This window comes from Roseateles sp. GW835-FHT13E02, assembly GCF_058794035.1.
Window position 1 is genome coordinate 308,306 of the sequence record NZ_JBXAGJ010000002.1, and the last position, 19,930, is coordinate 328,235.

A 19,930-nucleotide genomic window follows, 5' to 3' on the forward strand; every position below is an offset into this window, starting at 1 on the left:
CCGCTGCAGCCGCTGCCAGTTGGCTGGCTCAGGACTTGGTGGCGGACACGGCCTGGAGTCGCTTCTCCAACTGCTCGGCCCCCAGGGCGCCCGGCACGCGGCTGCCGTCTTCAAAGAAGATGGCCGGCGTGCCATTGACGTGGAAGCGGCGCATCATGGCCGTATTGCGTTCGATGGCACCATCGTCGCAGGCGGCGAGCGGTTTGACCGGCGCCTTGCCGTCCAACATCCAGCCTTGCCAACTGACCGTAGCGTCCTTGGCGCACCAAATCGAGCGTGCCTTTTCCGCGGAGTCACCACCGAGGATGGGCACCAGAAAGGTGTAGACGGTGATGTCCTTGACGTCTTGCAGGGCGCGTTCGAAGCGCTTGCAGTAGCCACAATTCGGGTCGGCAAACACGGCGATGCGGCGCTTGCCGTTGCCGTTCTTCCAGACCACGGCGTCCTTCAAGGGCAATGCCGCAAAGTCCACCTGGTTGATCTTGTTCAGGCGCTCTTCGGTGAGGTTCTTGCGGGTGCGCAGATCGATCAGCTCGCCCTCGACCAGATAGCTGCCGGTCGGGTCGGTGTAGCGGATCTCGTTGCCGATGCGCACTTCCCACAAACCCGGCAGCGCGCTTTGCCGCACCTCCTCGATCTTGGGCATGCCGGGCAACTTCTCGCCCAGGCTCTTGCGGATCACCGCTTCGTTGGCTGCGGCCACCAAGGGCAGGCTGGCGGCGAGACTCGCCACCGCCAGGGTCTTCAAGTTCAGCATTGTTGTCAGACTCATGGAGAAGAAGTTGGGGAGGTCTCAGGCGCCAAGCGCCCGCGCCGTCAGCCAGCGCTTCAGGGGGGAAAGGGAATTCAAGGTGCTCAGGCCCTGGTTGCGCAAGCGGCGCACCGGGCCCAGATCGCTGGCAAACAGGCGCAGCAAACCGTCGGTGAGCTCGCCCATCGCCCAGGTGTCGAGCTGGCGCTCGCGCACATAGCGGCGCAACAGGCGCTCATCACCCAGAGGGCGCCAGCTCTCGCGCTCGGCCAACACGCGGGCCAAAGCTGCCACGTCCGCCAGACCCAGGTTCAAGCCCTGACCGGCCAAGGGATGCACCAGATGCGCGGCGTCACCCAGCAAAACCCAGCCCGGGCCCTGCATGGGTTCGGCCCGCGCCAAGGCCAGCGGCCATGCAGCGCGCCCGCTGGCCAGACGCAGAGGTCCGACCTCGGGCCCGCAGATCTCGTTCAAAGCGGCTTCGAAGCTGTTTTCATCGAGCGCCAGGAGTTCCTCGGCCCGGGCCTCCGGCACCGACCAGACCAAGCCATAGGAGGCCCCCGCCTCGGGCGCGGCAATCGGCAGCAAGGCCAGCACATCGGGCGAGCGGAACCACTGCCGCGCCACCCCTTGGTGCGGCCGATCACTGCACAGACGCGCAGCGATGCCTCGCTGACCGTAGCTGTTGACCTCAAATTTCACACCCAGCTCGGCCCGCGCGGCTGAGGCCCGGCCCTCGCACAAGGCCGTCAAGGCCGCCGGCACCGGCGCGTCCACCACCTGCACATGGGGCGAAAAGCGCAGGGCGACCGCCAGCTGTTGCTCCAGCGCACCAGCGTCGACGATGAAAGCCAGCTCGGACACGCCCTGACTCCAGGCCGAGAACTCGAGCAGTGAGCCCGGCGCATCGCCGTGAATCTTCATGTCGTAGACCGGGCTGAGGGCGCTGGGCGGCAAGGAATCCCAAACTTTGAGCTCGCGAAGCAGGCGCACGGCCGCAGCGTTGAGCGCGTAGCTGCGAACGTCCTCCCGCTGGGCGGGCGTGGCTTCGGCGCTGCCGAGCAGGGCCACGCGCAGGCCCTGGGCCCCGAGGGCCAAGGCCAGGCAGCGACCGACGCAGCCGCTGCCACGCACCAGGACGTCATATGTTTGCATCGCGGCATTGTAGGCAGGCCCGGCCAGGCCTGCGGCGAGTGGGGAAGCTGCTTTTGCACGCCCGACTCGGCCGGCCGGAGCGGCGCCGGCGCAGCGCGGCTCCGCATTGGCCTAAAATCGCGCCCAGCTTCGAGCCGGCGGCCGCCCCATCGGCTCAGCCCGGCTCCCAGACCGCCTTGTTCAGCGGCCGCAACCGCGGCCTCCAACCCAGCTCCCCAGAAAGCCCTCCATGAGCCTCAAATGCGGCATCGTCGGCCTGCCCAATGTCGGCAAGTCCACCCTGTTCAATGCCTTGACCAAGGCCGGCATCGCCGCCGAGAACTATCCCTTCTGCACCATCGAACCCAATGTCGGTGTGGTGGAACTGCCGGACCCGCGCCTGCAGGCCCTGGCCGAGATCGTCAAGCCCGAGCGCATCCTGCCGGCCATCGTCGAGTTCGTGGACATCGCCGGCCTGGTGGCCGGTGCCTCCAAGGGTGAAGGCCTGGGCAACCAGTTCCTCTCACACATCCGCGAAACCGACGCCATCGTCAATGTGGTGCGCTGCTTCGAAGACCCGAACGTGATCCACGTGAACGGCAAGGTCGACCCGATCGCTGACATCGAGGTGATCCAGACCGAACTCTGCCTGGCCGACCTGGGCACGGTCGAGAAAAGCCTGCACCGCTACAACAAGGTGGCCCGCGCCGGTGACAAGGACGCCATCGCCTTGGTCAAGGTGCTGGAACGCTGCCAGGCCTCGCTGGACCAGGCCAAGCCGGTGCGCACCATCGAATTCAGCAAGGAAGAGCAGGCCATCCTCAAGCCCCTGTGCCTGATCACGGCCAAGCCGGCCATGTTCGTGGGCAACGTGGCCGAAGACGGCTTCGAGAACAACCCCTTCCTGGACCGCCTGAAAGAGTACGCCGCCGCCCAGAACGGCCCGGTGGTCGCCATCTGCGCCAAGACCGAAGCCGAACTGTCGGAAATGAGCGACGAAGACCGCGCCATGTTCCTGGCCGAAATGGGCCAGGACGAACCGGGCCTGAACCGCCTGATCCGCGCCGGTTTCAGCCTGCTGGGCCTGCAGACCTACTTCACCGCCGGCGTGAAGGAAGTGCGCGCCTGGACCATCCACAAGGGCGACACCGCCCCGCAGGCGGCTGGTGTGATCCACACCGATTTCGAACGCGGCTTCATCCGCGCCCAGACCATCGCCTTCGAAGACTTCATCACCTTCAAGGGCGAACAAGGGGCCAAGGACGCCGGCAAGATGCGCGCCGAAGGCAAGGAATACGTGGTCAAGGATGGCGACGTGCTCAATTTCCTCTTCAACGTCTGAGCCGGGACCTGCGCCCCCCCCGACAACAGCCCCGCCCTGGCGGGGTTTTTTTCTGGGCGACAGCCGCACCGCGCCGAAGCGCTTCAGGCCATGGGGGAAATTACCCGGCCCGGTGGTAGCAGATCGAGCGATGGCGCGGCGCACAATGGTTGCAAAATGGACCTGAGACGTTCAGCACCGACTGGCCCTCTTCCGACTTCACCGCAGACAAGCCCACCGATCCATGAGCTCAAACGAACTGGTTCCCTCCTCTGGTGCCCAAGCCCTGCAGCCCACCGGCGGCCAGGCCCGACATGACACGCGGCAATTCCTGACCTTCCGCATCGGTGGCGAGGAATACGGCATCGACATCCTGCGCGTGCAGGAAATCCGCTCCTACGAGCCGCCCACCCGCGTCGCCCATTCGCCCGATTTCATCAAGGGCGTGGTCAATCTGCGCGGCGTCATCGTGCCCATCGTCGACCTGCGCATGCGCCTGGGTCAAAGCGGCGAGTACAACGCCTTCACCGTGGTGATCGTGCTCAATGTGGCGCAGCGCATCGTCGGCGTGGTGGTGGATTCGGTCTCCGATGTGCTGGAACTCAGCGCCGAGGAAATCAAGCCGCGGCCTGAAGTGGCGGCGGCGCTGGACGCCCGCTTCATCACCGGTCTGGGCAAGATCGGCGAGCGCATGCTGATCCTGCTGGACATCGACACCATGGTCGTCAGCCCCGATTTCGGCCTGCTGGATTGATGCAAGCGACTGAGACGCCGCTCTAAGTTAGCGGGCGCACTCACCAGAAAGCGCATATTCATGCACTTTTCGGAATAACCCCAGCGATTTGGCACTCACTAAACGAGAGTGCTAATATTGACCACATGGAACCGCTGAGGTTCGGCTTGCGAAAGAAAGCGATGACTTTGTCTACACCCACTGCTCTGACGGTCCGTGACCCCTGGTCGCTGGTGCCCTCGCTCGGCAACCTGGATGCATACATCTCCGCCGTCAACCGCCTGCCCCTGCTGACCCCGGAAGAGGAAAGCTCGGCCGCCCGCCGTCTGCGTGACAGCGGCGATCTCGAGGCCGCGGGCCGCCTGGTGCTCTCGCACCTGCGCCTGGTGGTGTCGATCTCGCGTCAGTACCTGGGCTACGGCCTGCCCCAGGGCGACCTGATCCAGGAAGGCAATGTCGGCCTGATGAAGGCCGTCAAGCGCTACGACCCGGACCAGGGCGTGCGTCTGGTCAGCTATGCCATGCATTGGATCAAGGCCGAGATCCACGAATACGTGCTGCGCAACTGGCGCATGGTCAAAGTCGCCACGACCAAGGCCCAGCGCAAGCTGTTCTTCAATCTGCGCTCGATGAAGCACAGCATGAAGGAAGACCAGGCCGACGACCAAACCCACCGCAACAGTCTCAGCGAAGCGCAGCTGGCCCATGTGGCGCGCGAACTGAACGTCAAGCCGGAAGAAGTGCTGGAGATGGAAACCCGCATGTCCGGCGGCGATGTGGCGCTCGAGCCGCAAAGCGACGAGGACGGCGAGAGCTTCGCTCCCATTGCCTACCTGGCCGACGACAGCCAGGAGCCGACCCGCGTGCTGGAAGCCCAGGCACGCGACGAGCTGGCCGGCGACGGCATCAGCCGCGCGCTGGAAGCCCTGGACGAGCGCAGCCGCCGCATCGTCGAGGAGCGCTGGCTCAAGGTCAACGACGATTCGTCCGGCGGCATGACCCTGCATGAGCTGGCGGCCGAGTACGGCGTGTCGGCCGAGCGCATCCGCCAGATCGAAGTGGCGGCCATGAAGAAGATGCGCAAGGCACTCACTCCGGCCTGATCCGACCCGCCCGCCATGAAAAACGGCCCCTACCGGGGCCGTTTCTTTTTGGCGTGGCGAAGCGCCAGCTGGCTTCGAGCTTCAGCGCTTCTCCGCCAGCAACAGCTTGATGTCGTCGGCCAGCGCTTGCGCGCCCGAGCCATAGCGCGAGAACACGCGCACCCGGCCTTCGGGGTCGAAGATGAAGCTGGCCGCGGTGTGGTCCAGGGTGTAGCTTTCGGGGGTCTTGCCAGGCACCTTGGCGTAATACACCTTGAACTCCTTGGCCGCCGCCTTGGTCTGCTCTTCGCTGCCCCGCAGGGCCACAAAACTGGGATCGAAGCTGGCCATATAGGCCTTGAGCAAGGCGGGGGTGTCGCGCTCGGGGTCGACGGAGACGAACACGCCCTGCACGCGCTCGCCATCGGCGCCCAACGAGCGCTTGACTTCGGCCAGCTCGGCCATGGTGGTGGGGCAGACATCTGGGCATTGGGTGTAGCCAAAGAACACCACCACCACCTTGCCCTTGAAATCGGCCAGGCTGCGGCTGCGGCCGTCCTGATCGGGCAGGTTGAGGTTGCGCGCGTACTCGGCGCCGGTCAGGTCCACGCCCTTAAAGGCCAGCTTGCTGGAGCCCCCCAGGCCCAGCTGGTCACAAGCGGCCAGGCTGCCCAGCAGTGCAAAGGCCAGGCCGGTGGCGGCCAGGCTGCGGCGGCTCAAGCCCTTGGGCGAGGGCAAGGGCGAAGAAGAGGTGGAGTTCGTCGTGCGTTTCATGGCTCAAGCGCCCGAGGGCAGCAAATAGTGGTCGAGCAGCAAGGCCGCAAACAGCAGCGACAGATGCCAGATCGAGAAGCGGAAGGTGGCGCGGGCCAGCTCGTCTGAGTAGCCACGCCACAGCTTCCAGGCGTAACCACAAAAGCCCAGACCCAAGGCCAAGGCACTGGCCAGGTAGATCCAGCCACTCATGCCGGTCAGGAAGGGCAGCAAGGTCGCGGCCAGCAAGATCCAGGTGTAGAGAAAGATCTGCAATCGCGTGTATTCACCGCCATGGGTGACGGGCAGCATGGGCAGGCCGGACTTGCGGTAATCCTCAACCCGGTACAAGGCCAGAGCCCAGAAATGCGGCGGCGTCCACAGAAAGATGATCAGGCAGAGGATCAGTGCCTCCGGCCCCACTTCGCCCCGCAGCGCAGCCCAGCCCAGCACCGGCGGCATGGCGCCCGAGGCACCGCCGATGACGATGTTCTGCGGTGTCATGGGCTTGAGGATGACGGTGTAGATGACGGCATAGCCGACAAATGTGGCAAAGGTCAGCCACATGGTCAGCGGATTGACCCAGACCCACAGAATCGCCGAGCCGATGCCGCACAGCAGGGCTGAAAAGCTCAGCGTCTGCGCGCGGCTCAGCTGGCCCTTGGCCGTGGCGCGCCAGGCGGTGCGCTTCATCTTGGCATCGATCTGCTGCTCGATCAGGCAGTTGAAGGCCGCAGCCGCACCGGCCACCAGCCAGATGCCCACGGTGGCCGCGCCGATGCTGATCCACTGCGCGCCGCTGGGCATGCCGGGCACGGCCAGGGCCATGCCGATGACGGCGCAAAACACGATCAGCTGCACCACCCGTGGTTTGGTCAGTTGGTAGAACTGCTGCCAGCGCGAGGCGGTGGGCGCGGCAGCGGTGACGGAGGGCGTAGAAGACATAAGGGATCAGGGTATCGGGATTCGGGGGCTGAGCAGCAATCTGCGCAAACAATTTTCAGCGTGGCTCCCGCGCGCAGAGCCATCGAGGGCAGCGGCGCTAAGCCGCCACAGGCCGGATCGGCAGGGCCTGCAGCCGCACCGAGCGCTGGCCTTGCTCGATCTGGGCCAGCAGCGCCGCCAGCAGCGTCAACAGCATCGCGGCACCGCCGGTGTGGGCCAGGGCCGCCAGCATGGGCCAGTCCAGCACCACATTGGACATGCCGCTGAGCAACTGCCAGCCCGCCACCAGCAGCAAACGCCGCGGCCAGGGGCCGGCTTCACCAGAAGCGGCAAGGCGCCAGGCAAACAGCAACAAGACACTGAACACCAGCAAGGCACCCAAGCGGTGGGTCATGTGGATGGCGGTCAAGGCCTCAAAAGGCAACCAGCCGCCGCCCTTGCCCACCCCCAGCTCGCGCCACAGGGTGAAGCCATGCTCAAAGTCCATGGCCGGCCACCACTGGCCCGGCTGGCAGGCCGGAAACTCCGAACAGGCCAGCACCGCATAGTTGGTGCTGACCCAGCCACCCAAAGCCACCTGCAGCACACTCAGCAGCATCAACAGCCAGGCGCCGGCACGCAGACCGGGGCTCAGGCGCAAGGGCCTGGGGCTGTAACCCTGGGCCTGCCAGGCCAGCAGCATCAGCAAACCCATGCCGCCCAGCAGATGCAGGGTGACGATGGCCGGGAACAGCTTCATGGTCACCGTCAGCGCCCCGAAGGCCCCCTGCATACACACCCAGATCAGGGTCAAGGTAGCCCAGGCCGGTGAAACGGCGGCTGCAGCGTCTGGCCTGGTGGATGGCGCGGCCCGGCGCTGCAGCCAGTGGCGCCAGCTCATCACGCACAGCACCAGAATCAGCACGCCGACAGCACTGGCCAGGTAACGATGGATCATTTCCACCCAGGCCTTGCCGTGCGTCACCGGGCCGCTGGGCATGGCGGTCTGGGCGGCATGGATCTCGTCACGCGCCCCCAGCGGGCTGGCGCTGCCATAACAGCCCGGCCAATCGGGGCAGCCCAGGCCGGAATCCGTGAGCCGGGTGAAGGCGCCAAAGAGGACCAAATCGAAAGTCAGGAACAGCGTCAGCACCGTCAACGCGCGCAAACGCTGGCCCGGCGTGGCCGCACGCGAACGCAGACGCAGCCACAGCAAGGGGCCGCAGGCGATCAAGGCGCCCAACGCTGCCAGCTGGCACAGAGGGGAGAGATCGAACATGAGGCTATTTCTCACTCACACAAGCCCAGGCGGCTCAGCGCCCTTCTTTGTCCCAGCCCGCATTGGCCTTGAGCAAGCGGGTCAGATCGCCCTTGAGCTTGGACGGGTCCGGCTGCGGCGGCGAGCGCATCATCCAGCGGCCCATGGGATCGACCAGATAGACGTGGTCCTTCAGGGTCTGGCCGGCTGCGGGCTTGAGCCAGGCTTCCAGCTCGGCACGCGGCGCGCGCAGGATGGTCACCGGCACGCCGGCAGTCAGGGCCTGAATCAGCTCGGGCTTGGGCAAAGGCGAGTCCTCGGGCAGCAGCCAGAGCTTGTCGACCTTGTCGCGCTCCTTGCCCAGCATCTCGCGCAGCTGGCGTTGCATGAAAAAGCGACGCTCGCAGGCCTCGTCGCAGTCGCCCTCTTGCACCAGGGTCAGCAACCACTGGCCCTTGAGGCTTTCGGCGGCGACCGGCTTGCCCTGCAGGTCTTGCAGGTGCAAAGCCGGCGGCAGATCCACGGTCGGGTGGATCAATTCGCTGTAGGCCGAACCGCGTGGCTGGATCACATAGAAGGTGAAGTAGGACGCCACGACCGGCGCAGCACAGGCCGCCAGCACCAGCAGCATGCGCAGGCGACCGCCGCGCTGACGCTGCGCGTCGGCCAGGCCTTGCGAGCTGGGCAGGCTGTGCACCGTCAAGGTCAGGCCCTCGGCTTCAGGCGCTGTGCTCGCTGCGGCGGGAGCGGATGCGGGGACGGATTGTTTGGAACCAGACATAAAGACCCAGAAGCAGCGCAGAAAGCGCAAACCATTGAAAAGCGTAGCCGTGGTGCTTTTGCAGGCCGGCATCCTGCGCCGGCCAATCACGCCACAAACCGTCGGCAGGAGGTGAACTTGCCGCGCCTGCCGCCGGCGTGGCGTCGGCATCGGGCAGTTGCAGCACCGTCAAAGGCAACAAGGGAGCGGGCAGCGCCTTGGCCAAGCTGGCTGGGTCAAGATTTTGCCGGATCGGGCCCTCCCCTGCCGCGCTGAACTCGTATGCACGGGAAGGCGCCACGGTCAATCGCCCAAGCAACTCCACTTCCCCTGTCGGCGTCTGCACTTCGGGCAAGCGACTGCGATCCCGGGCATCACGCGGGCCCCAGCCTCGCTGCACCAAGATGATGTCGGGGCGCTCACTGAGCTGCAGCGGCGTCACCACAAAAAAACCAACCCGGCCGTTCATGGGCCGATTGTCCAGATAGACGGTGTGCTCGCTGAGCCAGCGCCCACGCAAACGCACAAGACGGTGCAACTGGGTCTCGGCCTCCACAGGTGCGGCCAACAAAGCCTCGGCGCGCAAGGGCGGTAGTTGGGCCCGCTCCAGCACGGCACTGTGCAGTGCGGCCTTTTGCGCCGCGCGATCGAGCTGCCAAAAGCCCAGCCGCGCCGTCAGCAACACCGCCGACAGTGTGGCCAGACCGATCACCCACGCGCGCGCCCGAGGACTCAAGCCAGCCATCAGTGCTGGCCCCCAAGCGCATAATCCGCGACCATGAAACTCATCGTCATCCTCGCATTCATCGGCATCCTCGGCGCCCTCGCGGCCGCTGGTCTGTTCATGTTCAAGAACGGCAAGCAAGAGAGCCGCGGCCCGAATATGGCCCGCGCCCTGGCCTTGCGGGTCGGCCTGTCGGTGGCCTTGTTCCTGTTCATCTTGCTGAGCTATCTGATGGGCTGGATCGAACCGACCGGCTTGCCCATGCAGCGCTGAAGCGCGGCACGAACGGGCTTGCATGGCCCCGCCTCAGAAAAAAAGCGCCGCGAATTGCGGCGCTTTTTCATGGCCGACTGCGGCCTGCCAACCCCTTTGGACGGCGGATATCCGCCGCCATCCAAAGTGGGCCGACCTCACATCCAGTAGACGATGAAGTACAGGCCCAGCCAGACCACGTCCACGAAGTGCCAGTACCAGGCGGCGCCTTCGAAACCGAAGTGGCGGTCCTTGGTGAAGTGGCCCTTTTGCAGGCGCAGGGTGATGAACAGCAGCATCAGCATGCCAACGAACACGTGGAAGCCGTGGAAGCCGGTCAGCATGAAGAAGGTCGAACCGTAGACGCCCGAGCTCAGCTTGAGGTTCAGGTCACGGTAGGCGTGCATGTACTCATAGCCCTGCACGCACAGGAAGATCACACCCAGCAGCACCGTCATCCACATGAAGGCGATGGTCTTGCCGCGATTGCCGGCGATCAGCGCATGGTGAGCGACCGTCAGGGTCACGCCCGAGGTCAGCAGCAGCGCGGTGTTGATGGTCGGCAGCGGCCAGGGGCCCATGGTGGTGAAGGGCTCAACGACGCCGGCAGGCGAGGCCGTCATGCCGGCTGCCACGCTGGGCCACAAAGCCTTGAAGTCAGGCCACAGCAACGCGTTCTCCAAGCTGCCCAGGGTCGGCACAGCATGGACGCGAGCCCAGTACAGCGCACCGAAGAAGGCGGCAAAGAACATCACTTCCGAGAAGATGAACCAGCCCATGCTCCAGCGGAAGGACACATCGATGCGGTCGCTGTACAGACCGCCTTCGCTTTCGCGGATGGCATCGCCGAACCATTGCTTGAGCACCACGGCCCACCACAGCAGACCGAAGACCAGCGAGTACTTGCCCCAGTCATGGTCATTGATCCACTGGCCTGCGCCGAGGATCACGAAGAACAGGCCGATGGCGGCCATCACCGGATGGCGCGAGGGCCCTGGTACGAAGTAGTAAGGGGTCTTGCCCGTGGTAGTCGCTGCCGACATTTCTTTTCTCCTCGAACTAAATTCAGTCCTGCTGATGACGCTGCAAACGCTGCCAGCCTCAAGCGCCGGCGACCCCGCTGCCGATGACCCATTGGACCAACAGCACCAGAACCAGCACGAATAAAACGGCCCCGATGAGCCCGGCAATGATCACATGCACCGGGTTCAGCTGAGCCACATCTTTTTCATAGTCGGCGCCACGACGCACGCCGAAAAACGACCAGGCCACGGCCTTCATGGTCTGCACAAAGGACAGCGGCCGAGCCGCCGCCTGCTTCAGGTCTTCACCGGCCTGGCTCATGTGCGCGGCTCCTTGCTGCTGAGCACCGGAGCGCTGAGTTGGGCCTGCGCCTTGCCCTTGCCCGCCACTTCAAAGAAGGTGTAGGAAAGGGTGATGGTCTTGACGTCCTTGGGCAGCTTGGGGTCGATCACGAAGACGACCGGCCACTGCTTGGTTTCGCCCGGCTGCAAGGTGTACTCGTTGAAGCAGAAGCACTCCAGCTTGTTGAAGTGCGCCGTTGCTTGCTTGGGTGCATAGCTGGGAATGGCCTGGGCCGCCATGACGCGGTTCTGCACATTGCGGAACTCGTACATCACCGTCGTCAGCTCGCCCGGATGCACCACGGCGTGCGACATGGCCGGCTTGAACTCCCAGGGCCCGCGCGCATTGGCGTCGAACTCGATGGTGATCTTGCGGCTGTAGTCGATCTGGCCGTTCTTCACATCTTCGGCGCGCACCGCGTGCTGACGCTCGCTGAGCGACAGCACATTGATGCCCAGTGCCGAGCAGATGGCGTTGTAGAGCGGCACCAGCGCGTAGCCGAAGCCGAACATCATGGTCACCACGACCAAGAGCTTGCCCACCAAGTGCAGATTGTCCCTGCGCAGGGCGGACGCCAGGGTCCAGGGCCGCTTGGATTCGCTCATCGCAGGCCGATTTCAGAAACCCAGCAAGGCGATCTTGGTCACGAAGCCCAGTCCGAAGACCAGGGCCACCGTGAACAGGATCAGCGCCAGGCGCTTGTTGCTCTTGCGTTGTTCAGGCGTGGCGCTCATGGTGTCAGCCGATCACCTTGGTGGCGCTGGCGTTCAGCTTGGGCGGCTCTTCAAAGGTGTGGAAGGGAGCCGGCGACGGCACTTCCCACTCCAGGCCTTCTGCAGCTTCCCAGGGCTTTTGCGGAGCCTTCTCACCCTTGCCGCGCATCATCGGGATGACCACGAACAGGAAGAAGTACACCTGCATCAGACCGAAGGCAAAGGCGCCCACGGAGGCGATGGCATTGAAATCAGCGAACTGCAGCGGGTAGTCGGCATAGCGACGGGGCATACCGGCCAGACCCAGGAAGTGCATCGGGAAGAAGGTGATGTTGAAGCTGATCAGCGAGCCCCAGAAATGGATCTTGCCGCGCGTCTCGGAGAACATCACGCCGGTCCACTTCGGACCCCAGTAGTAGACGCCAGCGAACAGCGCATACAGCGAGCCGGCCACCAGCACATAGTGGAAGTGGGCGACGACGTAGTAGGTGTCCTGGATCTGGATGTCGATCGGCGCCATGGCGCAGATCAGACCCGTGAAGCCACCCATGGTGAACACGAAGATGAAACCCACGGCCCACAGCATGGGAACTTCAAAGGTCATGGAACCGCGCCACATGGTGGCCAGCCAGTTGAAGATCTTCACGCCCGTGGGCACGGCAATCAACATCGTGGCGTACATGAAGAACAGCTGGCCCGTCACCGGCATGCCGGTGGCGAACATATGGTGAGCCCACACGATGAAGGACAGGATGGCGATCGAAGCGGTTGCGTACACCATGGAGGCGTAGCCAAACAGCTTCTTGCGGGCGAAGGCCGGCACGATCTGGCTGACGATGCCGAAGGCCGGCAAGATCATGATGTAGACCTCGGGGTGACCGAAGAACCAGAAGATGTGCTGGTACATCACCGGGTCACCGCCGCCAGCGGGGCTGAAGAAGCTGGTACCGAAGTGACGATCGGTCAGCGTCATGGTGATGGCACCGGCAAGCACAGGCATGACGGCGATCAGCAGGTAAGCGGTGATCAGCCAGGTCCAGCAGAACATCGGCATCTTCATCAGCGTCATGCCGGGTGCGCGCATGTTCAGGATGGTGACGATGATGTTGATCGAACCCATGATGGACGAGGCACCCAGGATGTGCATCGCGAAGATGCCGGCATCCATGGAGGGGCCCATCTGCAGGGTCAGGGGCGCATACAGCGTCCAGCCGGCGGCAGGCGCGCCACCCGGCATGAAGAAGGACGCCACCAACATGATGGCCGCAGGAATCATCAGCCAGAAGCTGAAGTTGTTCATGCGGGCAAAAGCCATGTCGGACGCGCCAATCTGCAGCGGCACCATCCAGTTCGCGAAGCCCACAAAGGCCGGCATGATGGCGCCGAACACCATGATGAGGCCGTGCATGGTGGTGAACTGGTTGAACAGTTCCGGATTGAAGAACTGAAGACCGGGCTGGAACAGCTCGGCGCGGATGCACAGCGCCAAGATGCCGCCGATCATCAGCATGGTGAACGAGAACAGCAGGTACAGGGTACCGATGTCCTTGTGGTTGGTGGCAAAGACCCAACGACGCCAGCCCGTGGGGGCGTGGTGATCGTGGTGGTCATGGTCATGAACGTCATGACCGGGGTGGCCAAGCACTGCACTCATCTTGTTTCCTTTATCAACGCTTGTCGACGTTCAGCCCATCACTTGCGGGCGGCCAGCACTTCAGCCGGCTGCACCACCTGACCGGTCTTGTTGGACCAGCTGTTCTTGGTGTAGGTGATCACCGCGGCGATCTCGGTGTCGCTCAATTGCTTCCAGGCCGGCATGGCGCCATTGTTCTGGCCATTCAGCAGCACCTTGATCTGAGCCAGCTTGTCTTCCGCCAGCACCACCGGCGAACCCACCAGGGCTTTGATCGGACCAGCGCCCGAACCATCGGCCTTGTGGCAGGCCGCGCAGTTGGCGTTGTAGACCTTCTCACCACGAGCCACCAGGGCGGCTTGCTCCCAGACCTTGCTCGGATCGTCCGCCTTGGCGGCCAGTTCCTTCTTTTTGCCATCCACCCACTTGGAGTAGTCTTCTGCCGACACCACCTTCACGTGGATGGGCATGTAGGCGTGCTCCTTGCCGCACAGCTCGGCACATTGGCCGTAGAAATCACCGATCTTCTCGGCCTTGAACCAGGTGTCGCGGACGAAGCCGGGGATGGCATCTTGTTTGACACCAAAGGCCGGCACCATCCAGGCGTGAATGACGTCGTTGGCGGTGGTGATGATCCGAACCTTCTTGTTGACGGGCACGACCAGGGGGTTGTCCACCTTCAGCAGGTAGTCATCGCCAGCCGGCTTGCCGGCGTCGGACATGGCGCGATGGGCCGTGTCCAAAGTGGCCAAGAAGCCAATGCCCTCGCCCTCGCCCTTCAGGTAGTCATAACCCCATTTCCACTGGTAACCGGTGGCCTTGATGGTCAGATCTGCGTTGGTGGTGTCCTTCATCGCGACCACCACCTTGGTAGCCGGCAGGGCCATCAGGATGACGATGATGAAAGGCACCACGGTCCAGGCGATCTCAACCTTCACGCTTTCGTGGAAGTTGGCCGACACCGCGCCCTTGGACTTGCGATGTTTGAAGATGGAATAGAACATCACGCCGAACACCGCCACAAAAATGGCCAGGCAGATGATCAGCATGAAGTTGTGCAGCCACATCTGGTCGGCCGCAATGCGGGTGACCGGGGGGTGCAGATTGAGTTGATTGACCGCAGGGCCACCCGGCAGGTCTTGGACCGCCTGGGCTGCCAGGGCCGTCTGGGCCACCAGCATCGCGCCGGCCGCCGCGGCCACTTGCGCCAGCTGCCCCACGCGGCGCGCGGCCTGATGCACTCGTGCGTTCATCATCTTCATGGTCGTCACTCTTGTTTCAAATTCGTCTCATGAGAGCCCTGGCGTGAACCCGTTTCACTGCCCGGCCGGCCCATTGATGCAACCGCTTCAGCGCTTCTTTTGAGGCTCGTCAAAGACGCTGGCATGGTCTGACCCTAAAGTCACGGGTCATGCATTTTGGCTAAACGCGAATTTTAGCCCAGCATGTCGCGACCCACTGTCGCTTTAAGCCTCTATCAGCCCCCAGATCGACGCACCATCGCGCGCATCTGCTCCAAAGTCAGGCTGGTCTCAGGGCTTACCCGTATCTTCGGCACCGGCTTGAACGCGTGCCCGTACACGATTTCAAGGCTCAGATGCAGCCGGCCATCAGGCCGACGCAATGTTTCCAAGGCCTGCAAAAGCTTCTGGTGCCAGGTCTTGCCTCGGCAGCCGACAAATCGCTCGGGCGCCACATTGCCACCCAACAAGCGCAAGTCTTTGAGAAGGTCGTCGGCTTGCGCCCAGGTCAGATGAATGCGCTCCTGGTCCATCACGGGATCGGCAAAGCCGGCTCCCACCAGCAGATCGCCGATGTCATGCATGTCCCACCAGTCCGGGCCGGCACGCCCCCAAGCTTGGCGCTCAAACAGCTGGCGCAATTCGACAAAGCTGTCGGGGCCCAGGCAAGAGAACATCAGAAACCCGTCAACCCGCAGAGCACCATGCCAGGCCGCCAGGGTCTCAGGTGGATGGGGTGCCGCGTGCAAGGCCATATTGGCCCAGACCAGGCCGACCTGATCCTGTTCTGGCGTTGATTTCAAGCCCGCCATCGCCTGGGGGCCCTGCACTTGCACCGTGGCGCCACGGCCCAGCGCGTTCTGCCACCAGGAGCGTTTGTGCAAGGCCTGGCTGCGCTCGGCCAGGGCGGCGTCGAGCTCGATCACACGGTGCTCGGCTTGCGGGTAGGCCGCCAACAAGGCCGCCTCGCCGCCGCCCAGCAGGCCCGACCACTGCAGCACGCGTGTCGGCTGCAGCTTGATGATGGCCAGGCGCTCGGCCATGCGAGTGGCCACCTCCTCATGCAGCCAAGGCGTCTGGGCCAGGCTGGCCAAGCGCCGCGCCTGCCGGCGCAGGGCGTTCACATCCAGATCTTGCGGCCGGGCAGCGGGCGCAGACGGGGCTGCGGCGGACGTTTCCGTCCTAGGGGGAGTCAAGGGATCGGCCATGGGCGGGCAGTATATTGAGCCCATGGAAACCCAGCATGCGGCGACCGGCAAACCCGCTTGGGTCGAGCGGGTGCTGATGCGCTGCCCCGGGCAATGCGCAGTCTGCCGTGCGTGGTCCACCGCCCGGGTCTGCGCCGACTGTCTGCTGCGCTACGCGCGCCCCGCCCCGCGCTGCTGGACCTGCGCGGCACGCCTGCCGCCCGAACTGAGCGGCCGACGCGAGGCCAAATGCGGCCGCTGCCTGCGCGAGCCGCCGCCCCTGGACCGCACGGTTGCCGCCCTCGACTACAGCTTTCCCTGGGATGGCCTGCTGCAGCACTACAAATTCCACCAGGCCCTGGATCTGCGCGAGACCTTGCTGGAGCGCCTGCACCAGGCCTTGAGCATCGCGCAGGTCGAGCCGCCCGACTGGCTGCTGCCCGTGCCGCTGGCACCCGAGCGGCTGAAGGAACGCGGCTACAACCAGAGCTACGAGCTGGCCCGGGCCCTGGCGCGCCGCCGCAAGCTGGCCTGCGACGCGCATTTGCTGCTGCGCGTGCGCAGCACGACCCAGCAGGCGCGCCTGCCTCTGCAAGAACGCGGCCACAATGTGAAGCAGGCCTTCGCCGTCGAGCCCGGCCGCCTGGCCGATCTGCGGGGCAGCCATGTGGCTGTGCTCGACGATGTGATGACCAGCGGCGCCACCGTGTTCGAGATCGCCCGCGTGCTGCGCCAGGCCGGCGCGGCCCATGTCGAGGCCTGGGTGGTGGCGCGCACGCCGGAAGGCGGCAGCGACAGCATCCGGCGCTGAGCCGGCGATCCAGGGCTGCGCTCAAGGACCGACACTCCCCTCAAATTTTCTTCACGCGACCCATGTTCCACATCGTTCTGGTGCAACCCGAGATTCCCCCCAACACCGGCAATGTGATCCGCCTGGCGGCCAACACCGGCTGCAGCCTGCACCTGATCGAGCCGCTGGGCTTTTCCATGGAAGACCGGCTGCTGCAACGCGCCGGCCTGGATTACCACGAGTACACCGCCGTGCACCGCCACCGCGACTGGGCCGTCTTCCTGGCCACCGCGCGGCCTCCGGCCGATCGCCTGTTTGCCTTCACCACACGCGGCAGCCAGCCGCTGGCGCAAATGCGCTGGCAGGCCGGTGATTTCCTGGTCTTTGGCTCGGAAACCGCCGGCCTGGCGCCCGAACTGCGGGAGCAGTTCCCCGAGGCGCAGCGCGTGCGCCTGCCCATGCGCCCGGGCCAACGCAGCTTGAATCTGAGCAACAGCGTGGCTGTAGCGGTGTTCGAAGCCTGGCGCCAGAACGGCTACGAAGGCAGTCAGGCCTGAACCGCTTGAACTCGGTCAGTCGGCTTTGACCTGGGCCATCTTGATCACTTGAGCCCAGTGCAGGCGATCCGCACGCATCAGGTTCAACAAGCCCTCGGGTGCGGTCCCCTGCGCGCTGAAGTACAGCCCCAGCAGCTTGGCTCGAAAGGCATCGCTGCGGCAGATGCGCAGCAGCACGGCCGACAAGCGCTCGACGACGACGCTGGGCGTGCGTGCCGGCGCCAGCAAGGCCTGCCAGGAAATGGCCTCAAAGCCCGGATAGCCCAGCTCCACCAAGGTGGGCAGATCGGCCAGTGCCGCCACCCGGCCCAGGCTGCTGACGGCCAGGGCCTTGAGCTTGCCCGCCCTCACCTGCGCCATGGCAAGACCTGGCACCATGAAGGCCGCCTGCAGTTCGCCGCTGAGCAGGGCGTTGGTGACCTGCGGGAAGCCGGCGTAGGGCACATGGGTCAGAGCCAGGCCGGCGCGAGCCTTGAAGGACTCCATGGCCAGGTGCGAGGCACTGCCATTGCCGACGCTACCGTAGTTCCAGGCCACACCTTGCACGCGGGCCTGACGGACAAACTCAGCGCAATCGCGCGCATTCACCCCACTGCCCAGCACCAGCACATTGGGCGAGCTGGCCACCAGGCCGATGGGCCGCAGATCACGCAGCGGGTCGTAGGGCAGCTTGGGGTTGAGCAAGGGCGCCGTCACCAGCGGCCCCTGGATGGTCAGCAGCAAGGTATAACCATCGGGCGCCGCCTGGGCTGCCAGCGCCGTGCCGATATTGCCGCCGGCGCCCGGCCGGTTTTCGACCAGCACGGTTTGCCCCAGGGCGGCGGCCAGCGGCTCGGCCAGCCAGCGCGCCACCAGATCGGGTGAGCTGCCGGCCGGAAAAGGCACGATCAGCTTGATCGGCCGTGCGGCTGGCCAGGCCGGCTCCGCGCGCAGCGGTGGCACCAGCCCCGAGGCGGCCAGCGCCAGCAGCCGACGACGTGAACCACATTTCCGGGCCGCGGGCGCCATGCTCAGTGCTCGGAACGGGCCTGCCGCCCCATCAGCAGGTCCACCGCATCGGCAGGGCTCAGGCGCCCTTCCAGCACGGCCACCACGGCTTCGGTGATGGGCATGTCCACGCCCTTGGCGCGAGCACGCGCCAGCACCGTGGGTGCGCTGTACACCCCTTCGGCGACATGACCCAGCTCGCGCAGGATCTGCGCCAGCGGCAGGCCATCGGCCAGCAAGAGGCCGACCCGGCGGTTGCGCGACAGATCGCCGGTGGCGGTCAGCACCAGATCGCCCATGCCCGACAAGCCCATGAAGGTCTCGCTGCGCGCGCCCAGGGCCAGGCCCAGGCGCAGCATCTCGGCGAGGCCGCGGGTGATCAGGGCGGCGCGGGCATTGAGCCCCGGCGCATCGAGCAACTGCCCTTCTCGCTCGGCGCGCAGACGCAGACCATCGGCTGCGCCAACGGCGATGGCCATCACATTCTTGACCGCACCGCCGACCTCGACGCCAACCGGGTCGGCCGAGGTGTAGACGCGCAGGCGTTCGCTGTGGAAGGCCGCCACGGCCGCCTGTGCCAGGGCTTCATCCTCGCTGGCCGCCACCAGGGCGGTCGGCTGACCCGCCGCCACCTCTTGCGCAAAGCTGGGCCCCGAGAGAATGCCCACACGCAGGCGCGGCTGCACCGCGCGGGCGATCTCGTGCCCCAGCAGGCCGGTGCCGGCCTCGAAACCCTTGCACAACCAGAGCACACGCGCCCCGTCCGGCAAGGCCGCGAGCATGGCACGCAGGCCGGCCATGGGCGTGGCCACCACGATCAATCCGGGCTCGGCCGCCTCGCAGGCATGGGCCACGGCACGGGCGAGATCACCCTCGATCTGCAGGCCTTCAGGCAGCGGCGTGTCAGGCAAATAGGCGCGGTTGCGGCCCTCGGCCCGCATGGCGGCCACGGCCGCCGCATCGCGGGCCCACAACACCACCTCGTGACGGGCCGCGGCCTGCACGGCCAAGGCCGTACCCCAGGCACCGGCTCCAAGAATGCTGATCTTCATGGCAGCAGCTTAACCTTCAAAACAGGTACTCCGGCCCCGCCCTGCATGCGCCCGCGCAAGCCGACGACGCCCGAAATGCAAAACGCCCCGGCCGAACAACAGCGGGGGCGTGGCGCGCAGAGGCCGGCTTGCGCCGGTCTCCAGCAGACAGTCCATCTCAGTTCAGGGTCGGCGCGGCGGCAGCGTCGCCACCGTTGGCCGCTGCTTCGCGTGCGGCTTGCTGAGCTTCGAACATGGCTTGGAAGTTGACTTCGGTCAGCAGCACGGGCGGGAAGCCAGCGCGGGTGCAAACGTCAGACACCACAGCGCGCAGGTAGGGGTAAATCATCTGCGGGCAGACGATGCCCAGGATGCCTTCGGTCTGTTCTTGCGGCACATTGCGGATCTCGAAGATGCCGGCTTGCTTGGCCTCGATCAGGAACAGGGTCTTGTCGCCGACCTTGGTGGTGACGGTGGCCGTCACGGACACTTCGAAGATGCCATCCACCACCGGCTCAGCCGCCAGGGCCAAGTTGATGTCCACCTGGGGCTGGGTTTGTTCCAGCAGGATTTGCGGGGCGTTGGGTTGCTCCAGCGACAGATCCTTCAGGTACATGCGCTGAATCTGGAAGACGGGGGTGTTGTTCTCTTCGGCCATGATGGGGTTCCCAAAAAAGTAAAGGCCCGCCAGCTTCTTTGCTGCGGGCAGCGGCGCTGATTATGGCGCAGCGAAT

23 protein-coding genes are annotated in these 19,930 nt (G+C 65.1%); 6 read left to right on the top strand and 17 right to left on the bottom strand.

All coding sequences use genetic code 11. From position 1 onward, the window contains the following. Positions 1-28: 28 nt before the first annotated feature. Positions 29-772: a DsbC family protein gene (locus tag AC1Q6P_RS03190; protein WP_223696476.1), complete on the bottom strand. Its 744-nt coding sequence runs from the start codon at positions 770-772 to the stop codon at positions 29-31. 21 nt (positions 773-793) lie between these two features. Beyond that, the gene (locus AC1Q6P_RS03195) at positions 794-1,906 is read right to left on the bottom strand and encodes an FAD-dependent monooxygenase (RefSeq protein WP_492663010.1); all 1,113 of its coding nucleotides are present in this window, start codon (positions 1,904-1,906) and stop codon (positions 794-796) included. Positions 1,907-2,135: 229 nt separating this feature from the next. On the opposite strand from AC1Q6P_RS03195, the gene ychF reads away from it, so the two are divergent. From ychF to rpoH, 3 genes are all read left to right on the top strand, one after another. Further along, positions 2,136-3,227, top strand: a complete 1,092-nt coding sequence (gene ychF, locus AC1Q6P_RS03200; protein ID WP_492663011.1) for a redox-regulated ATPase YchF — start codon at positions 2,136-2,138, stop codon at positions 3,225-3,227. Positions 3,228-3,450: 223 nt separating this feature from the next. After that, positions 3,451-3,960: a chemotaxis protein CheW gene (locus AC1Q6P_RS03205; protein ID WP_102767718.1), complete on the top strand. Its 510-nt coding sequence runs from the start codon at positions 3,451-3,453 to the stop codon at positions 3,958-3,960. A gap of 161 nt (positions 3,961-4,121) precedes the next feature. Continuing rightward, entirely contained in the window at positions 4,122-5,042 is a 921-nt protein-coding gene (gene rpoH / locus AC1Q6P_RS03210; protein ID WP_492663012.1) for an RNA polymerase sigma factor RpoH, read from the top strand. Positions 5,043-5,123: 81 nt separating this feature from the next. Here the strand turns inward: rpoH and AC1Q6P_RS03215 are convergent, their stop codons facing one another. From AC1Q6P_RS03215 to AC1Q6P_RS03235, 5 genes are all read right to left on the bottom strand, one after another. Beyond that, positions 5,124-5,795 carry an SCO family protein gene (locus tag AC1Q6P_RS03215; protein WP_492663013.1) on the bottom strand — a complete coding sequence of 224 codons (672 nt, stop codon included), beginning with the start codon at positions 5,793-5,795 and terminating at the stop codon, positions 5,124-5,126. A 3-nt stretch (positions 5,796-5,798) separates the two neighbouring features. Further along, complete coding sequence (cyoE, locus tag AC1Q6P_RS03220) at positions 5,799-6,719, bottom strand: heme o synthase (RefSeq protein ID WP_492663014.1); 921 nt, start codon at positions 6,717-6,719, stop codon at positions 5,799-5,801. A gap of 97 nt (positions 6,720-6,816) precedes the next feature. Next, positions 6,817-7,977, bottom strand: a complete 1,161-nt coding sequence (locus AC1Q6P_RS03225; protein ID WP_492663015.1) for a COX15/CtaA family protein — start codon at positions 7,975-7,977, stop codon at positions 6,817-6,819. A 34-nt stretch (positions 7,978-8,011) separates the two neighbouring features. After that, positions 8,012-8,653 carry an SCO family protein gene (locus tag AC1Q6P_RS03230; protein ID WP_492663041.1) on the bottom strand — a complete coding sequence of 214 codons (642 nt, stop codon included), beginning with the start codon at positions 8,651-8,653 and terminating at the stop codon, positions 8,012-8,014. A gap of 22 nt (positions 8,654-8,675) precedes the next feature. Next, the gene (locus AC1Q6P_RS03235) at positions 8,676-9,461 is read right to left on the bottom strand and encodes an SURF1 family protein (RefSeq protein WP_492663016.1); all 786 of its coding nucleotides are present in this window, start codon (positions 9,459-9,461) and stop codon (positions 8,676-8,678) included. Between the two features lie 33 nt (positions 9,462-9,494). On the opposite strand from AC1Q6P_RS03235, the gene AC1Q6P_RS03240 reads away from it, so the two are divergent. Beyond that, entirely contained in the window at positions 9,495-9,713 is a 219-nt protein-coding gene (locus AC1Q6P_RS03240) for a DUF2909 domain-containing protein (protein WP_102767724.1), read from the top strand. A gap of 137 nt (positions 9,714-9,850) precedes the next feature. On the opposite strand, the gene AC1Q6P_RS03245 is transcribed toward AC1Q6P_RS03240, so the two are convergent. From AC1Q6P_RS03245 to AC1Q6P_RS03275, 7 genes are all read right to left on the bottom strand, one after another. Further along, complete coding sequence (locus tag AC1Q6P_RS03245; protein WP_102767725.1) at positions 9,851-10,735, bottom strand: cytochrome c oxidase subunit 3; 885 nt, start codon at positions 10,733-10,735, stop codon at positions 9,851-9,853. Between the two features lie 58 nt (positions 10,736-10,793). After that, positions 10,794-11,036, bottom strand: a complete 243-nt coding sequence (locus AC1Q6P_RS03250) for a DUF2970 domain-containing protein (RefSeq protein ID WP_102767726.1) — start codon at positions 11,034-11,036, stop codon at positions 10,794-10,796. Further along, the gene (locus AC1Q6P_RS03255) at positions 11,033-11,662 is read right to left on the bottom strand and encodes a cytochrome c oxidase assembly protein (RefSeq protein ID WP_492663017.1); all 630 of its coding nucleotides are present in this window, start codon (positions 11,660-11,662) and stop codon (positions 11,033-11,035) included. The genes AC1Q6P_RS03250 and AC1Q6P_RS03255 overlap by 4 nt, the downstream gene beginning before the upstream one ends. 12 nt (positions 11,663-11,674) lie before the next feature. Beyond that, a complete protein-coding gene (locus AC1Q6P_RS03260) occupies positions 11,675-11,791 on the bottom strand; it encodes a cytochrome oxidase small assembly protein (protein ID WP_223696474.1) in 117 nt (38 codons plus the stop codon). 4 nt (positions 11,792-11,795) lie between these two features. Then, positions 11,796-13,424, bottom strand: coding sequence for a cytochrome c oxidase subunit I (gene ctaD, locus AC1Q6P_RS03265; protein ID WP_102767728.1), 1,629 nt, complete (start codon positions 13,422-13,424; stop codon positions 11,796-11,798). A gap of 38 nt (positions 13,425-13,462) precedes the next feature. Then, positions 13,463-14,584, bottom strand: coding sequence for a cytochrome c oxidase subunit II (coxB, locus tag AC1Q6P_RS03270; RefSeq protein WP_102769579.1), 1,122 nt, complete (start codon positions 14,582-14,584; stop codon positions 13,463-13,465). A 296-nt stretch (positions 14,585-14,880) separates the two neighbouring features. Next, positions 14,881-15,768: a methyltransferase domain-containing protein gene (locus tag AC1Q6P_RS03275; protein WP_492663018.1), complete on the bottom strand. Its 888-nt coding sequence runs from the start codon at positions 15,766-15,768 to the stop codon at positions 14,881-14,883. Between the two features lie 106 nt (positions 15,769-15,874). Between AC1Q6P_RS03275 and AC1Q6P_RS03280 the strand changes: the two genes are divergently transcribed. Together AC1Q6P_RS03280 and trmL are read left to right on the top strand one after the other, a co-directional pair. Next, positions 15,875-16,642: a ComF family protein gene (locus tag AC1Q6P_RS03280; protein WP_492663019.1), complete on the top strand. Its 768-nt coding sequence runs from the start codon at positions 15,875-15,877 to the stop codon at positions 16,640-16,642. Positions 16,643-16,704: 62 nt separating this feature from the next. After that, positions 16,705-17,178: a tRNA (uridine(34)/cytosine(34)/5-carboxymethylaminomethyluridine(34)-2'-O)-methyltransferase TrmL gene (trmL, locus tag AC1Q6P_RS03285; RefSeq protein ID WP_492663020.1), complete on the top strand. Its 474-nt coding sequence runs from the start codon at positions 16,705-16,707 to the stop codon at positions 17,176-17,178. A 15-nt stretch (positions 17,179-17,193) separates the two neighbouring features. Here the strand turns inward: trmL and AC1Q6P_RS03290 are convergent, their stop codons facing one another. From AC1Q6P_RS03290 to secB, 3 genes are all read right to left on the bottom strand, one after another. Continuing rightward, the gene (locus AC1Q6P_RS03290; RefSeq protein WP_492663021.1) at positions 17,194-18,186 is read right to left on the bottom strand and encodes a Bug family tripartite tricarboxylate transporter substrate binding protein; all 993 of its coding nucleotides are present in this window, start codon (positions 18,184-18,186) and stop codon (positions 17,194-17,196) included. 2 nt (positions 18,187-18,188) lie between these two features. After that, a complete protein-coding gene (locus AC1Q6P_RS03295) occupies positions 18,189-19,217 on the bottom strand; it encodes an NAD(P)H-dependent glycerol-3-phosphate dehydrogenase (protein WP_492663022.1) in 1,029 nt (342 codons plus the stop codon). A 157-nt stretch (positions 19,218-19,374) separates the two neighbouring features. Next, entirely contained in the window at positions 19,375-19,854 is a 480-nt protein-coding gene (gene secB, locus AC1Q6P_RS03300; RefSeq protein WP_102767733.1) for a protein-export chaperone SecB, read from the bottom strand. Positions 19,855-19,930: the final 76 nt, after the last annotated feature.

Coding starts and splice junctions, on each gene's coding strand:
- AC1Q6P_RS03190 (WP_223696476.1), bottom strand. CDS start 772: ATGAGTCTGACAACAATGCTGAACTTGAAGACCCTGGCGGTGGCGAGT.
- AC1Q6P_RS03195 (WP_492663010.1), bottom strand. CDS start 1,906: ATGCAAACATATGACGTCCTGGTGCGTGGCAGCGGCTGCGTCGGTCGC.
- ychF (WP_492663011.1), top strand. CDS start 2,136: ATGAGCCTCAAATGCGGCATCGTCGGCCTGCCCAATGTCGGCAAGTCC.
- AC1Q6P_RS03205 (WP_102767718.1), top strand. CDS start 3,451: ATGAGCTCAAACGAACTGGTTCCCTCCTCTGGTGCCCAAGCCCTGCAG.
- rpoH (WP_492663012.1), top strand. CDS start 4,122: ATGACTTTGTCTACACCCACTGCTCTGACGGTCCGTGACCCCTGGTCG.
- AC1Q6P_RS03215 (WP_492663013.1), bottom strand. CDS start 5,795: ATGAAACGCACGACGAACTCCACCTCTTCTTCGCCCTTGCCCTCGCCC.
- cyoE (WP_492663014.1), bottom strand. CDS start 6,719: ATGTCTTCTACGCCCTCCGTCACCGCTGCCGCGCCCACCGCCTCGCGC.
- AC1Q6P_RS03225 (WP_492663015.1), bottom strand. CDS start 7,977: ATGTTCGATCTCTCCCCTCTGTGCCAGCTGGCAGCGTTGGGCGCCTTG.
- AC1Q6P_RS03235 (WP_492663016.1), bottom strand. CDS start 9,461: ATGGCTGGCTTGAGTCCTCGGGCGCGCGCGTGGGTGATCGGTCTGGCC.
- AC1Q6P_RS03240 (WP_102767724.1), top strand. CDS start 9,495: ATGAAACTCATCGTCATCCTCGCATTCATCGGCATCCTCGGCGCCCTC.
- AC1Q6P_RS03245 (WP_102767725.1), bottom strand. CDS start 10,735: ATGTCGGCAGCGACTACCACGGGCAAGACCCCTTACTACTTCGTACCA.
- AC1Q6P_RS03250 (WP_102767726.1), bottom strand. CDS start 11,036: ATGAGCCAGGCCGGTGAAGACCTGAAGCAGGCGGCGGCTCGGCCGCTG.
- AC1Q6P_RS03255 (WP_492663017.1), bottom strand. CDS start 11,662: ATGAGCGAATCCAAGCGGCCCTGGACCCTGGCGTCCGCCCTGCGCAGG.
- AC1Q6P_RS03260 (WP_223696474.1), bottom strand. CDS start 11,791: ATGAGCGCCACGCCTGAACAACGCAAGAGCAACAAGCGCCTGGCGCTG.
- ctaD (WP_102767728.1), bottom strand. CDS start 13,424: ATGAGTGCAGTGCTTGGCCACCCCGGTCATGACGTTCATGACCATGAC.
- coxB (WP_102769579.1), bottom strand. CDS start 14,584: ATGCTGGTGGCCCAGACGGCCCTGGCAGCCCAGGCGGTCCAAGACCTG.
- AC1Q6P_RS03280 (WP_492663019.1), top strand. CDS start 15,875: ATGGAAACCCAGCATGCGGCGACCGGCAAACCCGCTTGGGTCGAGCGG.
- trmL (WP_492663020.1), top strand. CDS start 16,705: ATGTTCCACATCGTTCTGGTGCAACCCGAGATTCCCCCCAACACCGGC.
- AC1Q6P_RS03290 (WP_492663021.1), bottom strand. CDS start 18,186: ATGGCGCCCGCGGCCCGGAAATGTGGTTCACGTCGTCGGCTGCTGGCG.
- AC1Q6P_RS03295 (WP_492663022.1), bottom strand. CDS start 19,217: ATGAAGATCAGCATTCTTGGAGCCGGTGCCTGGGGTACGGCCTTGGCC.
- secB (WP_102767733.1), bottom strand. CDS start 19,854: ATGGCCGAAGAGAACAACACCCCCGTCTTCCAGATTCAGCGCATGTAC.